We start from the raw sequence: 12,546 nt of genomic DNA, 5'->3' as shown, positions 1-12,546 counted from the left end.
TGGTGCGTTAATGCGAGACTAAAAACACGGAGACGTAATGATGTATTTTCATTTATTTTGGGGAGGGAATTATGACCTTATGGCTTAGCGCAGGCATTATTTTCACCCTACTAGCAATTGTTGCAATTTTAGTAAAATGGGGCAATGTAAAGTGTGTTGGCGTCACACCGGTAAGAACATTTACCTTTATCGCCATCTTATTTACATCAGGCTTAGATGTTGGCTTGATCATGTTTCCACTCACTGAGTTTGCAGGTTATGCAGACATAAAAGCAAGCCCAGAGTACGCGTTTGCCAATCCACTAGCTATCGAGTTTGGTTATTGGGGCTTTCTGATCTGGGGATTCTATTTCCTTACGTGCTTTTATTTCTGTGTAATAGAACCTAAAGTGAAATTTTTCGAAATTCCTTGGGTTAAATTAATCAATAATGTAGTTATTATTGGTACTTGTGCCTTCACCGCTTTCTTATTGCTCTCTAACCTACCTTGGTATTTACCTAGTCTTGGTGATGGTGAGTCGATTATTCCGTCATTTTATTTAATTGTATTCGCAGCTATTTGCTTTGCGGTGTATTCAAGCACCGATATTAAATATGTACGTTTTCTAAGTATTTCAACTACCTGGTTATTTATAGCACTAATTGGTTTTATGTGGTTTGGCGCATTTATGGGCGAAAATGGCCAAGTGTCAGATTTTACAAATAATTTAACGTTAATTGGTAGTTACTTTGGCAATATTAATCAGTTTGTACTGCCACTCAATGATTACCATGAGTTTTATTTATTTTGGTGGTTTGCGTGGAGTATTATGATTGGTCAATTCACTTCACGTTTTGTCGGTGGATTAAAAACCTATCAAGTATTGGGGGCAATGTTAATTTTCCCTTCAATCCCAATCGCAATTTGGTTTGGCGTGCTTTATCAGTATCACGAAGCAGGCATTGATACACAAGGGATCAAAAATATAGCAATGGTATTTGTTGGCGTAGTGTTTGTGATCAACTCGCTTGATTCACTGATCCGTTTATACACCGACAATATGGGTATGACGGTTAAACGTTTAGGTAAATTTAAATATATTGCGCTAAATGTTGTCGCTCTTTCATTATTAACCCTATTATTTAAGCAGAACTTTCTACAAATCCAGTGGGTCGGAGTGTTAGTGATTGGTTTGTTCTTTGCGTGTGCAGCCTATATTGCCTATAGCAAAGTTAAAACTGTGAGTAACATTGATAGTTCGCCGAAAGACAACAAAATTGACTACACAAAAATTGAATCAGCTAGCTAAATATTAGCTTATACAGTAGCGAAGGAATTAACATGACAACACAAAAAACATTATTAGCAGTCGCATTACCGTTTGCACTTTTTTCAACCTCAGTATTGGCTGATTGGTCAGCAACCGTAACCGGCGCATCAGATTATACCTTTAATGGTGTGAGCCAAACGCAAAACGACCCAGCGTTACAAGGTAGCCTTGATTATTCATTTGGCGAATCAGGCATGTATGCTGGCACGTGGGCGTCAAACGTTGACTTTGGTGACGACACAAATATTGAATGGGATGCTTACTTCGGTCGCTATGCGCAGTTAAATGAAGCGCTCAGTATTGATTACGGCCTTGCGTATTACAGTTACCATGGGCAAAGCAACTCAAGCGATGGTAACTACTTTGAAGCTTACACTAAATTTGGTTACGCAAGTGAGTTAGGGCAAACAGAGCTTAACTTCTGGTATAGCTGGGATTATTTTGGTACCGGCGCAGGTCATGTGATTTCTATGGTTGCACACACCATTGAACTTGCACCTAATCACGCACTGCGTGCCAGCTTTGATATTTCAAATTCACTCGATGGCGATAAGTTCGCATGGGATACCGATGGTAAATCGTATAACCACTATCGTCTTGCTTATCAAACAAGTTTAGCGGGTTTTGATATTGAGGTAGCGGGCGAGAACACCAGCCTAGATATTGATACTGCAGATGAGCGTATTGTATTGTCGATAGGCCGTACATTCTCACTATAAGTGTTTTAAATTATTTTATTTAAACAGCAAAACGGCCATTAAAAAAATGGCCGTTTTTTATTTGTTATCCTCTTCAATATACCTAAGTATATCGCCTGGTTGACACTCTAGATGCTCACATATGGCATCAAGGGTACTAAAGCGCACAGCCTTCGCTCTGCCAGCTTTTAATACTGATAAATTCTGTGGTGTAATACCAATGGCTTCAGCCAGCTCGCTTGATTTCATTTTACGTGTTGCTAGCATGACATCTAAATCTATTATTATCGGCATCAAATCACAAGCTCTTGTTCTTGTTGTAATTGGTGTGCTTGTTTCATTACCCAAGCTATTACGTAAATTATAAGCCCAGCGAGTAACCCTATAATGTCGGTATCGCTGATGAATATAATACGGGTAAGCTCGTCGCTCGTTATAGTATTGATTAAGGTCACAAGCAAAGCAGGATAAATGGCAGTAATCACAAATTGTAGAAGTAACACACCACCGAGCCATGTGAAGCAACTAATATTTTTAGCGCTAAAAAACAGTCCCTTGCGATAAAGCGAAAACAAACGAAGTAAAATAATATTTATTATGATAAATGGCAGGACTTGGATTAAACCGAGCCAAACTAAAGCATTATAGTGATTTTCTGTTAATTGTTTAGCTGCGTTGCTCCATGAGCCATTGACTTCAAGACCTATCCACATATGAGCGCTACCTTCGACGCCTAAATTTAGCTCTGAGCTAGTGAATAACACCATACTTAGGGTGATCAATATAGTGAATAAGCTGAGTAATAGTAAGGTTAAAATGATATTGCTCATCCAAATTATTTTCTTCATTGTTATAAGCTGTTTGACGTTAATTGAGTTAATAATACCTCATAATGAGGCTTTAATTCAGTTCCATTTAGCGTATCGCCATGGTGTTTTCCAGATGCGATATATAATTGCTTTTGACTGGATGCAGCATGTTTGAATAAAGACTTTGCCAATGAGATTGGTGTTTGTGTATCATTTTCACCCGTTATAATTAGCAGCGGTGATTTATATTGTTTTACAATTTTAAGGTTATCAAACTCAAGTAAGCCATCAGAGTAGTTAATAGTGATAAAAGGTTTTGCGTACCAAGGAACTCTAGTGTCGGTCATTTCTTGAACATTAGTAATACTGCCTTCGAGTACTAAGCCATCAATGTTTCTTTTCGTTGTGACATAGCCTGCTATTACGCTTCCTAAAGAGTGTCCATGCAAAATAATTGGTTTGTTGTTAATGCGAGGATTCTGTTTTACGTAATCAAATATACTAAGTGCATCTTGCTTTAGGTTACTAACGGTAGGTGAGCCATCACTTTTTCCATAGCCACGATGATCAAACATCACTATATTTGTTTGTAGTGGCAATAGTGCCTCTAAGGGCTGTTTTGCAGCAATATCAACTCTGAACTGATTTCCCCCAAAGTAGACTATAGTGGCTTTAGCGTTTGCGACGGTTATAAGAGTTCCGCGAAGTTTAATGCCATCAAACGCTGTAATCTCAATAGGGTTTAAATTTGCTGTATTATTAATATTCTGGAGTGTGGTTAGATCAATCCCCTGATCTGGTTTAATAAAGTGTGACTCCTTAACTTCTATTGTTGTACATGCCGTTAGGATCAACAGGGTCATCGATAGCAAGAGGTTTAAACAGAGAGCTTTCATTTTAGTTCCTTTAAGTTAAAAAACTAAGATGCCATTAAAATGAACTTTAAACAATAAGAAATTATTGTTTTTCGATAATTTAAAATGCTGTTTATGAGTTTATTCTTCAGCAGCTAGAACTACCATGGGCAAATACTTTTAAATGGGCTGGGCGCCAATCACATGCCCTAAACTTTATTAACGACGAAGTTCAATTCAATGATTGGCCTTAATTACTATAAGTACCTAGCGGTTAAGTGATTTGCTCCCGCCATAGCTGTCGCATAGAGACTCATTAATACAAGCAGAGTTAAGCTGTCACCGTGGTCAAACATATAGTTTGCTAGGCCCATATTTAATCCAAACGTTAAGCATAAAATTACACTTAGTAAGTTTATGTTTTTGCAAATATTACCGATCGCAAAGCTAAGTAGTAAACCAGCAGCACAGGCTAACGAGTAACTTAAAGCATTAACTAGTAACAACTCTTGGTTAGCAAGAGTAAGCGCAGCTGCTGTGCTAAAACACAGTAAAGCTACGAGTGCTGCTAATTTTAAAACACTGTAACTAAGTGCGACTTTTGCGCTGTAGCTAGTGTTGTAAATTGGTAGGGTAAATAACAGCTCCCATGAGTTTTGCTTTTGTACTTTGCTCCATAAACTTAATGTAACAATCGCGAATAAATTCAGCGTTAAAACAAAAATGGCCTGCTCAGTGATATTATAAAATAGATTCGCCACTACACCGAAAAAACATAAAAGTGTAATTAAAATAAGGTATTGAGAGAGTCCAGAGCCAACAAAGTAGCTAAGAGGGAATAACCCTTTATTAATTGAGCTGCCGTAATTTGATAAAAAACCACTGGGAACTGGCGACCAACCAGATTGCAGACCATTACGATAATTTAGTAATGAATCGGGGCGCCATTTGTACGCAGATGTAAAGCTTTTATGAAATAACACGATAGCAATAAAAGCAACGACGTTAACGGGTATTAGCCAAACTGGCAGTTGCTCAATAAGCACACACACTAACGTAGCTATAAAGAAGCTGAAATAGCAAACAGAGGTAAATAAATGGCTGAATGAGCGATTTAAAAACCAGATAATAATGCCAACAAGATTGGCCATCGTGAGCGTTGCTAATAGATTGATATTGCCCGCAATTATGATACTCAAGATAGAAATTAAGTTACTCAATATAATGAATACTTTACCTTGAAACATCACATGTTTACGGTAACCAACAACTAAACTCTGCCATTCAGTGGCTTGCAAGCGAATACTTTGCCAAGCTATCGCGCTGTACATACAAATAATTGAAAACATGATCATTAGTCCGATCAGATCTTCAATACCTGTAGCTATAAGGCATAGTAATGTCGTTATAATTGCAGCGATGAAATAACTGGCACAGCCGACGTCTTTTAACCAAAAACTGACAGCACCTTGATACCATGGACATTTACTGGCTTGCATCATCCATGTAACTCCACAAACAGCTGTTCAAGAGACAGTGTATTGATTGCTAGAGCACCAACAACAGTTTCACCTGTATAGCCATAAATAATGGCACAATTTTGCTGCCTGTTAAGTACCTTGTATGCACTGAGATCAATCGTCGACTCTTTAAAGCTGACTTTTCTAACGGTGTCGCGAATGACATCTAATTCGTCGAGTAACAGTAACTCGCCTTGTTTTATAAGTGCAATGTGGCTGGCGACGCGCTCTATGTCAGAGGTGATATGTGATGAAAATAAAATTCCGGAGCCCGAATCTATTGCTAAATCGAAAAGATCACTCATAAATTCGCGTCTAGCAATTGGGTCTAAGCTCGCCACCGGCTCGTCTAAAATAAGTAGCTGGGGTCTGTAGGCCATGGCCATAATAAGGGCTAAAGTTTGACGCTGGCCGATTGAGAGATCATTAATCGCATCCTTGCTATTCAATTCAAAGCGCGCGAGCCATTTTGCTTCTAATTGCATATCCCAATTTGGGTAAAAACTGCGATGTAATGCCAAAGCGTCAGCAATTTTAAAACCTTCATAACCAAACGTTTGCTGGGCGACATAACCAATTTTTTGTTTACTGCTGGCACTTAATTGATGACTTAATTCACCTAATGCTTGTACTTCACCCTCATCAGGCTTTACTAAACCCAGCGCGCTACGTAATAAGGTTGTTTTACCTGCACCATTTTTACCTAATAAACCAATCACCATGCCAGGCTCAACATTAAGGGTGATGTTGTTTAATATCAGACGTTGGTTGTAATGTTTAGAGACATTTTTATAGCTAAGAAGTGGTTGTGTCATTGTTATAATTCCCACCGTTTTTTTATTAGTTCGGTTAAAGTCGGTTGTGGCACATCGAGTTGTTTGGCTTGCTGAATAAGTTGATCGATAGCTTTAAAAAGTAAGCTCTCTTGTTGATCGGTTTGTTGTGCTGTTTTTTGTGCGACACGGGTTGCTTGGCCACGGCGTCGTTCTAACCAACCTTGATCCACTAATTGACCAATCGCTCTGGAAACTGTCATAGGATTAACAGCAAAGTGATCCGCTATTTTTCTCACGGACGGAAGCTCTTCACCTGCAGCTATTTGCTCACCTACAATTAAACGCACAATTTGTTCATGTAATTGCTTATAAATGGGATCGCCACTATTGGGGTTGACATTAATAAATTCTAGCATTACTCTTTCTCTACTGTATTAATACATTAATACACCGATACACTAAGTAATAAGTTATCACATTAAGTGTAAAATGCAAACAAGGGAAAAGTGATGAAAAGCATATCAAATTGTTTTAATAGACTGATAATTAAAGTGATGATGCCAATTTTAATGGTTGCATCAACTGCGTCATACGCAGAAAATAATCAAAATAACCAACCAAAACTGACGCCATGCTATATGGAAGGGCTGTCTGATCGATTGATGTGTGGCAGTATTGCTCAACCATTGTCAGATGATCCAAGCGAAGGGGAGATTGATATCCACTTTGCAGTTATACCTGCAATCAAGCCCAGTCATCCTGATGAAGCGGTACTTGGTTTTGCCGGTGGCCCGGGACAAGGGGCTATAGATTTAGCGAGAATATTTGACCATAACTTACGTTTTGCTCGCGAAACTCGTGACATAGTCTTGGTTGACCAGCGTGGCACGGGTTATTCACATCAATTGCAATGTGAAAGTGATGACCTAAAAACCCAGTTTGCTTTTAATGATGTGATTGCCGATCTTCAAGCCATGGGAGCAGAAGATACGCAAAAATGTAAAGCAAAGCTCAATATTGATTTGAGCAATTTTACTACGCCTGTTGCGGCAAAGGATTTTGAAGCTGTGCGTGTTGCTCTTGGTTATAAAGGCTTTCATTTATATGGGGTGTCATACGGCACACGTATAGCGCAAGAATACATGCGCCAATTTCCTAATGCTGTTTTAACGAGTACCTTAGATGGCGTTGTGCCAATGCAGCAAAGTCTGGCTGCCATAGGCGGAGCGGTTGATGGTTCACTGGCTGCATTATTCAAGCGCTGCGAAACTGATGCTTTATGCGCAGCCCAATACCCTAACTTAGCAAATAACTTTAATTCATTGCTTACGAGGCTTGAACAACAGCCTGTACAAACACAGGTTAGACACCCACGCACCAATGACCTTATTGATTTTACAATCACTAAAATGAAGCTTTACAGTGCGATACGATTTGCGCTTTACGGCCATACACAACGTGCGATTGTACCAATGGTTATTGAAAAAGCACTAAGGGGTGACTATTCACCATTGGCTGGCATGATGGCGAATGTTGATTTAACACAATCTTTAGCAATGGGTATGCATAACGCCATCGTTTGTGGTGAAGATTGGCCACGCTTAACAACGCAAACCCGCGCTCAGTACAGTAAAACTTATATGGGCAAAGCAATGATTGCGGGGTTGGATATAGCGTGCCCAATTCTGAATGTAAAAGCCGTTGACGAAACATTTTATCAGCCGCTAAAAACCAGTACGCCAACGTTACTTCTTTCTGGTGGACGCGATCCTGCTACACCTGCAAGTTGGGCCGAGCTTGCGATGGTTGAGATGACAAATGCCACCCACTTAGTTGCACCGACTGCCACCCATGGCATTGGCTCACAAACCTGTGCGCCGAAAATCATTGCCAAGTTTATCGACCAGCAAAGTATGCAAGACATTGACAAAACCTGTATTAATGATGCAAATGACAAACCGTTTTTTATGAATATTAACGGCGTAGCCGTTGCCAATAGCCACCCAGCTGATGCAGCTAACAAGGAGTAAGTGATGATTAAAGTAACCAACCTAAATAAGAAGATTGGCGATGTTAATGCGCTAAATGGTTTAAGTTTTACTGCACAGGACGGCAAGATAACTGGCCTCCTAGGGCCAAATGGCGCAGGTAAAACCACTTGTTTACGCACCGTATTTGGATTGTTAAAGGCTGATAGCGGAAATGCTGAAATTGACGGCATTGATGTTGCCAAAGAGCCGATGGTAGCAAAGCAAAAACTAGGATTGTTTCCTGATCCGTGTGGCTTGTATGAGCGATTAACACCAAGGGAATACATTACTTTTTTTGCTCAGCTTAGCGGCCTTAGTGCTGCGCAAGCAAAGGAAGCCACTACGCAAGTAATTGATAAATTGAGTATGAATGATATTGCCGATCGCCGTTGCCAAGGTTTTTCGCAAGGGCAGCGAATGAAAACGGCATTAGCACAAGCGGTTGTTCATAACCCAACAAACATTATTTTAGATGAGCCAACCCGTGGCCTCGATGTAATGAGTACACGTATTTTAAGAGAGCTGTTATTGCTACTTAAAGCACAAGGGCATTGTGTTTTGTTCTCATCGCATGTGATGCAAGAAGTCGCTGCTTTATGCGACCACGTTGTCATTATGGCAAAAGGGCAGTTGATTGCTCAGGGGTCTATTGAACAGCTGTGTGAGCAAGCAGGTAAAGACACATTAGAAGAAGCATTTATTGCGTTAATAGGTAGCGATGAGGGGATAGCAGCATGATCAATATATTAAAAGTACTCTTTAAAAAAGAAGTCATTGATGCAAGTCGTGACAAACGCTCTGTTATGGCTGGACTTTATTATGCTATTGGTGCGCCTATTGGTATATGTCTGCTGATGAGTATTGTACTAAAGCAATTTGTTTCTCCTGATGCGCTTAAAATTACCATTGAAAACCCTAGTAATGCACCGGGTTTAGTCGCTCATTTAGCAAGTAGTGATATTAAATTGGCTGATGATAAAAATGATCCTCTGCTTAAACCGATTACGCTGGCGATCAGTGATGATTATAAGCAAAACTTGAGTGAGGGTCGTCCAGCGACGGTGACGCTTATTGCCGATAAGTCAGATGATAAACTGGGTAAACATATTAATCGTATAGAAAAAGCGATGGCCGTTTATAGCTCAGAGATTGCCAGTTTACGATTAGTATCTCGCGGTATAGATCCAAACCTCATGCGTGCACTCGCGATTGAAGTCAATGATCAAGCAACCCCTGACTCTAAAGGCGGGATGATTTTAGGGTTGGTGACATTGACTATTATTCTAACGTTATTTTATGCGGCAATGAGCTTAGCCATTGATACCAGTGCGGGCGAACGAGAGCGTAATTCTTTAAGTTTATTACTAAGCCATCCTTTAAGCAGTTTGCAAATTGTACTTGCCAAGGTGGGCGCAATTACGGCATTTTCAATGTTAGGCTTGGCTATTATTTTGGTTGTGTCTAAAGTTGTTTACCCTATGGTGGCATGGGAACAATTAGGGTTTAGCATAACAATTACACCAGAGTTTATGGTGTTTTGTATTGCGATATGTTTCCCAATTGCGTTGATGTCGGCAAGCTTACAAGTGTTTGTGTCTTTTATGGCTAAGTCATTTAAAGAAGCGCAATCTTACGTCACTATGGTGTTATTTATCCCAATGGCGTTAAGCATGATAACTACTTATGATATTGCGACAGATAAGGTGCAGTGGTTGCCGATAGCAGCACAGCAGTTTGCATTAATGGAATTTATTAAAGGTAATCCCATTCCTATCCCGCAGTTACTGCTATCAACAGTGATCACACTGGTATTATGTGCAGCCTTTAGTTTTTTAAGCGCGCGTATGCTGAAAAGTGAAAAAGTGGTATTTGGCTTGTAAGCTATTGAGTTGGAAATGAATCAGCGACCTAAAAGGCCGCTGATTTATTTTTGAGGGATAACTGAGCTGTTTAGAAGCAGAGTAAGTTATTAATAGCAGTTTAAACAAGCAGCTTGGATAAAGTTTATAGCGTACCGTTGGATATAAACTTAGTAATTAGTTGTTGTTTCTTAAATGGGATTGCCACTGTTGCAAAGCAACACCTTGATATTAAGCCCTTATGAAACCGTAAGCTCTGCATTTTGAGGCGGTTTGGGTATCAGTGTTACGCAGCGAGATTTATAATGTCTCGCTGTACTCAGTCATGATCTGTTCAACCCAGTTAGCGATACGCTCATCACTGTGTTCGTATTGGCTGTCTTCATCAAGGGCTAAACCAACGAAGTGTTTGCCATCTTCGGTGAGTGCCTTAGAGGCTTCAAACTCATACGTGCTGTCGTTCGGCCACAATCCTAATAAAGTATATTGTTGGCTACTTATTTCATCATGTAACATACCAAGTGCATCTTGAAACCATTGACCATAACCTTGTTGATCGCCCATACCAAATAAAGCGATGGTTTTGCCATTGAGATCAACATCTTTAATGTCGTCCCAAATCGACTCCCAATCTTCTTGTAACTCGCCAAAATCCCATGTGGAGATACCAAAGATGATAAAGTCGTAATTTTCTGCATTTTTTAATGGTTCATCTTTGATGTTATGCAGGCTGACAATGTCTTGACCGATAATATCGCGAATTTTTTCTGCTGCTATTTCTGTATAGCATGTGGTAGAACCATAAAATAAACCAATTTGCATCGTATTTATCACTGTGTATTTGCCTGATATGATAGGCTGAAGTTTACCGTAAGGTATTATTAATTGATACCTTGATAACTATGAGAATAACTGTGACCACGTTACCTGATCATGAGTCATTAGACTCAGCCATTACAGATCACGACGAACTACTCGGTAATAGTGATTATCTTGAATCTTTTTTAGATAACCTCTATTTAGAACAACACGTAAGCGATAACACTTTATCTGCGTATCGCAGCGACTTGGATAAATTTTGCCACTTTTTAAAAGGTCAAGATTTGCTCACCGTGAGTGGCCAAGATATTGAAAGCTATTTAGCGCATCGTGTTGATTTAGGTTTAAAGCCTCGCAGTACGGCGCGCAGTATTAGCGCGTTAAAGCGCTTTTACCAATACTTTGTGCGTGAAAAACACATTACTGATTCGCCAATGGTAAATATTGCTCAGCCTAAAGCGGGCCTATCATTGCCGAAAACGTTGTCAGAAAATGAAGTAGAAGCACTTTTGGCGGCGCCTAATGTTGAAGAGCCGATGGGCTTGCGCGACAAAGCTATGTTAGAGCTATTATATGCAACGGGTTTACGGGTTAGCGAGTTAGTTGGGTTGCGTATTGAACAAATTAATTTGCGCCAAGCGGTGGTGTTTGTTAAAGGTAAAGGTAATAAAGAGCGTTTGGTGCCGCTTGGCGAAGAGGCTATGTATTGGCTCGAGCAATTTTTAAAAGTGGGGCGCGCGCAAATGATCAAACATGCCACCGATTTTGTGTTTCCGTCAAAGCGTGGAGTCGGTATGACTCGACAAACTTTTTGGCATCGTATTAAACACTATGCTATTTTGGCAGCAGTTGAATCGCCTTTATCGCCCCATACGTTGCGCCATGCGTTCGCAACACACTTACTAAATCATGGTGCTGACCTAAGGGTTGTACAGATGATGTTAGGGCATAGTGATTTATCAACCACACAAATTTATACCCATGTAGCTAATGAACGGTTAAAATTGGTACATCAGCAACATCATCCGCGCGCTTAGTGAGAATTTTTTCGTACTTCGGCGGTCTGAGTAGTTAAGAATTATCAGGATATAAGAGAACATTATGAAAAAGTTAGTATTAGCCGGTGCGATATTAGGCACCAGTATAAGTGCGTTTGCCAATGGCGTTGCAGCCATTCCTGATGCCAACGATCCAATCGTGACTAAGTTTGCAGAGCTAGGTGTTACTGTTAAGCAAATTAGCCCAAGCCCAGTGGCCGGTTTAAAAGAGTTGATCACTGATAAAGGCGTGCTGTATGCAAGCGCAGATGGTCAATACTTAATGCAAGGCACCTTGATTGATTTAAATAACCGTAACAATCTAACCGAGCAAGCGCTTAATGGCGTTCGTAAAGAAGGCCTAGCGCAATACGAAGACTCAATGATTGTTTACAAAGCTAAAAATGAGAAACATAGCATAACTGTGTTTACTGATATTAGCTGTGGTTATTGCCGTAAGTTACACCGCGAGCTTGATGATTTACTTGAAGCGGGTATTACCGTTAAGTATTTAGCGTTTCCACGTGGTGGTTTACAAGGCTCAGGCTATGCAGATCTAATGAATGTTTGGTGTGCTAAAGATCAACAAGAAGCAATGACAGCAGCAAAATCGGGCGCTGATACAAAAGTAATGGCCGGTTGTCATGCCCCAGTTGCAGAACATTATCAGCTTGGCCAAAGTTTTGGCATTAGCGGTACACCAGCAATTATTTTAGAAGATGGTACGATGATCCCAGGTTATCAGCCTGCGGCCGCATTAGCTGCTGCGTTAGACGCTAATAAATCGTCATAGTATTATGCTTTTTATAAAAAGGCCGTTAAGGCCTTTTTTTG

The 12,546-nt window shown here is 40.1% G+C and carries 14 protein-coding genes; 7 read left to right on the top strand and 7 right to left on the bottom strand.

Annotated elements, in window-relative coordinates:
* Nucleotides 1-71: 71 nt before the first annotated feature.
* Both H5163_RS12695 and H5163_RS12690 read left to right on the top strand, forming a co-directional pair.
* Nucleotides 72-1,289, top strand: coding sequence for a BCCT family transporter (locus tag H5163_RS12695; protein WP_145240812.1), 1,218 nt, complete (start codon nucleotides 72-74; stop codon nucleotides 1,287-1,289).
* Nucleotides 1,290-1,321: 32 nt separating this feature from the next.
* Complete coding sequence (locus H5163_RS12690) at nucleotides 1,322-2,029, top strand: TorF family putative porin (RefSeq protein WP_145240814.1); 708 nt, start codon at nucleotides 1,322-1,324, stop codon at nucleotides 2,027-2,029.
* A 57-nt stretch (nucleotides 2,030-2,086) separates the two neighbouring features.
* Here H5163_RS12690 and H5163_RS12685 read toward each other — a convergent pair whose 3' ends face one another.
* The 6 genes from H5163_RS12685 to H5163_RS12660 all read right to left on the bottom strand — a co-directional run bounded on the left by H5163_RS12685 (nucleotide 2,087) and on the right by H5163_RS12660 (nucleotide 6,383).
* Entirely contained in the window at nucleotides 2,087-2,302 is a 216-nt protein-coding gene (locus H5163_RS12685; RefSeq protein ID WP_182731144.1) for a helix-turn-helix transcriptional regulator, read from the bottom strand.
* Nucleotides 2,302-2,856, bottom strand: a complete 555-nt coding sequence (locus tag H5163_RS12680; RefSeq protein WP_182731145.1) for a DUF2975 domain-containing protein — start codon at nucleotides 2,854-2,856, stop codon at nucleotides 2,302-2,304. Before H5163_RS12680 ends, H5163_RS12685 begins: the two co-directional genes overlap by 1 nt.
* 2 nt (nucleotides 2,857-2,858) lie before the next feature.
* Nucleotides 2,859-3,713 (bottom strand): alpha/beta hydrolase, encoded by an 855-nt coding sequence (locus H5163_RS12675; RefSeq protein ID WP_182735274.1) that lies wholly within the window; start codon nucleotides 3,711-3,713, stop codon nucleotides 2,859-2,861.
* A gap of 215 nt (nucleotides 3,714-3,928) precedes the next feature.
* Nucleotides 3,929-5,173 carry a hypothetical protein gene (locus tag H5163_RS12670; protein WP_182731147.1) on the bottom strand — a complete coding sequence of 415 codons (1,245 nt, stop codon included), beginning with the start codon at nucleotides 5,171-5,173 and terminating at the stop codon, nucleotides 3,929-3,931.
* A complete protein-coding gene (locus H5163_RS12665; protein ID WP_145240824.1) occupies nucleotides 5,170-6,006 on the bottom strand; it encodes an ABC transporter ATP-binding protein in 837 nt (278 codons plus the stop codon). Before H5163_RS12665 ends, H5163_RS12670 begins: the two co-directional genes overlap by 4 nt.
* Before the next feature lie 2 nt (nucleotides 6,007-6,008).
* Nucleotides 6,009-6,383 carry a GntR family transcriptional regulator gene (locus H5163_RS12660; RefSeq protein WP_145240826.1) on the bottom strand — a complete coding sequence of 125 codons (375 nt, stop codon included), beginning with the start codon at nucleotides 6,381-6,383 and terminating at the stop codon, nucleotides 6,009-6,011.
* Between the two features lie 93 nt (nucleotides 6,384-6,476).
* Here H5163_RS12660 and H5163_RS12655 point away from each other — a divergent pair, with 93 nt between their 5' ends.
* From H5163_RS12655 to H5163_RS12645, 3 genes are read left to right on the top strand one after another with little or no spacing between them, the layout of a single operon-like run.
* Nucleotides 6,477-7,997, top strand: a complete 1,521-nt coding sequence (locus tag H5163_RS12655; RefSeq protein WP_182735273.1) for an alpha/beta hydrolase — start codon at nucleotides 6,477-6,479, stop codon at nucleotides 7,995-7,997.
* 3 nt (nucleotides 7,998-8,000) lie between these two features.
* Complete coding sequence (locus tag H5163_RS12650) at nucleotides 8,001-8,735, top strand: ATP-binding cassette domain-containing protein (RefSeq protein WP_182735272.1); 735 nt, start codon at nucleotides 8,001-8,003, stop codon at nucleotides 8,733-8,735.
* The gene (locus H5163_RS12645; RefSeq protein WP_182735271.1) at nucleotides 8,732-9,877 is read left to right on the top strand and encodes an ABC transporter permease; all 1,146 of its coding nucleotides are present in this window, start codon (nucleotides 8,732-8,734) and stop codon (nucleotides 9,875-9,877) included. The genes H5163_RS12650 and H5163_RS12645 overlap by 4 nt, the downstream gene beginning before the upstream one ends.
* 279 nt (nucleotides 9,878-10,156) lie before the next feature.
* Here H5163_RS12645 and fldB read toward each other — a convergent pair whose 3' ends face one another.
* Nucleotides 10,157-10,678 carry a flavodoxin FldB gene (gene fldB / locus H5163_RS12640; RefSeq protein ID WP_149981789.1) on the bottom strand — a complete coding sequence of 174 codons (522 nt, stop codon included), beginning with the start codon at nucleotides 10,676-10,678 and terminating at the stop codon, nucleotides 10,157-10,159.
* Between the two features lie 80 nt (nucleotides 10,679-10,758).
* On the opposite strand from fldB, the gene xerD reads away from it, so the two are divergent.
* Together xerD and dsbC are read left to right on the top strand one after the other, a co-directional pair.
* Nucleotides 10,759-11,712: a site-specific tyrosine recombinase XerD gene (xerD, locus tag H5163_RS12635; RefSeq protein ID WP_220491296.1), complete on the top strand. Its 954-nt coding sequence runs from the start codon at nucleotides 10,759-10,761 to the stop codon at nucleotides 11,710-11,712.
* Nucleotides 11,713-11,776: 64 nt separating this feature from the next.
* Nucleotides 11,777-12,505 carry a bifunctional protein-disulfide isomerase/oxidoreductase DsbC gene (gene dsbC / locus H5163_RS12630; protein ID WP_145240834.1) on the top strand — a complete coding sequence of 243 codons (729 nt, stop codon included), beginning with the start codon at nucleotides 11,777-11,779 and terminating at the stop codon, nucleotides 12,503-12,505.
* Nucleotides 12,506-12,546 lie beyond the last annotated feature (41 nt).

The organism is Pseudoalteromonas sp. SG44-8, from assembly GCF_014164125.1.
Lineage (GTDB): Bacteria > Pseudomonadota > Gammaproteobacteria > Enterobacterales > Alteromonadaceae > Pseudoalteromonas > Pseudoalteromonas rhizosphaerae.
Note: the sequence above shows the minus strand (reverse complement) of the source record. Positions and strands in the feature narration are given on the sequence as shown.

Bases quoted from the DNA above. Each gene is read 5' to 3' on its own strand.
- H5163_RS12650 (WP_182735272.1), top strand. From the start codon at position 8,001: ATGATTAAAGTAACCAACCTAAATAAGAAGATTGGCGATGTTAATGCG.
- H5163_RS12680 (WP_182731145.1), bottom strand. From the start codon at position 2,856: ATGAAGAAAATAATTTGGATGAGCAATATCATTTTAACCTTACTATTA.
- xerD (WP_220491296.1), top strand. From the start codon at position 10,759: ATGAGAATAACTGTGACCACGTTACCTGATCATGAGTCATTAGACTCA.
- H5163_RS12655 (WP_182735273.1), top strand. From the start codon at position 6,477: ATGAAAAGCATATCAAATTGTTTTAATAGACTGATAATTAAAGTGATG.
- H5163_RS12665 (WP_145240824.1), bottom strand. From the start codon at position 6,006: ATGACACAACCACTTCTTAGCTATAAAAATGTCTCTAAACATTACAAC.
- H5163_RS12670 (WP_182731147.1), bottom strand. From the start codon at position 5,173: ATGATGCAAGCCAGTAAATGTCCATGGTATCAAGGTGCTGTCAGTTTT.
- H5163_RS12695 (WP_145240812.1), top strand. From the start codon at position 72: ATGACCTTATGGCTTAGCGCAGGCATTATTTTCACCCTACTAGCAATT.
- H5163_RS12685 (WP_182731144.1), bottom strand. From the start codon at position 2,302: ATGCCGATAATAATAGATTTAGATGTCATGCTAGCAACACGTAAAATG.
- fldB (WP_149981789.1), bottom strand. From the start codon at position 10,678: ATGCAAATTGGTTTATTTTATGGTTCTACCACATGCTATACAGAAATA.
- H5163_RS12660 (WP_145240826.1), bottom strand. From the start codon at position 6,383: ATGCTAGAATTTATTAATGTCAACCCCAATAGTGGCGATCCCATTTAT.
- H5163_RS12645 (WP_182735271.1), top strand. From the start codon at position 8,732: ATGATCAATATATTAAAAGTACTCTTTAAAAAAGAAGTCATTGATGCA.
- H5163_RS12690 (WP_145240814.1), top strand. From the start codon at position 1,322: ATGACAACACAAAAAACATTATTAGCAGTCGCATTACCGTTTGCACTT.
- H5163_RS12675 (WP_182735274.1), bottom strand. From the start codon at position 3,713: ATGAAAGCTCTCTGTTTAAACCTCTTGCTATCGATGACCCTGTTGATC.
- dsbC (WP_145240834.1), top strand. From the start codon at position 11,777: ATGAAAAAGTTAGTATTAGCCGGTGCGATATTAGGCACCAGTATAAGT.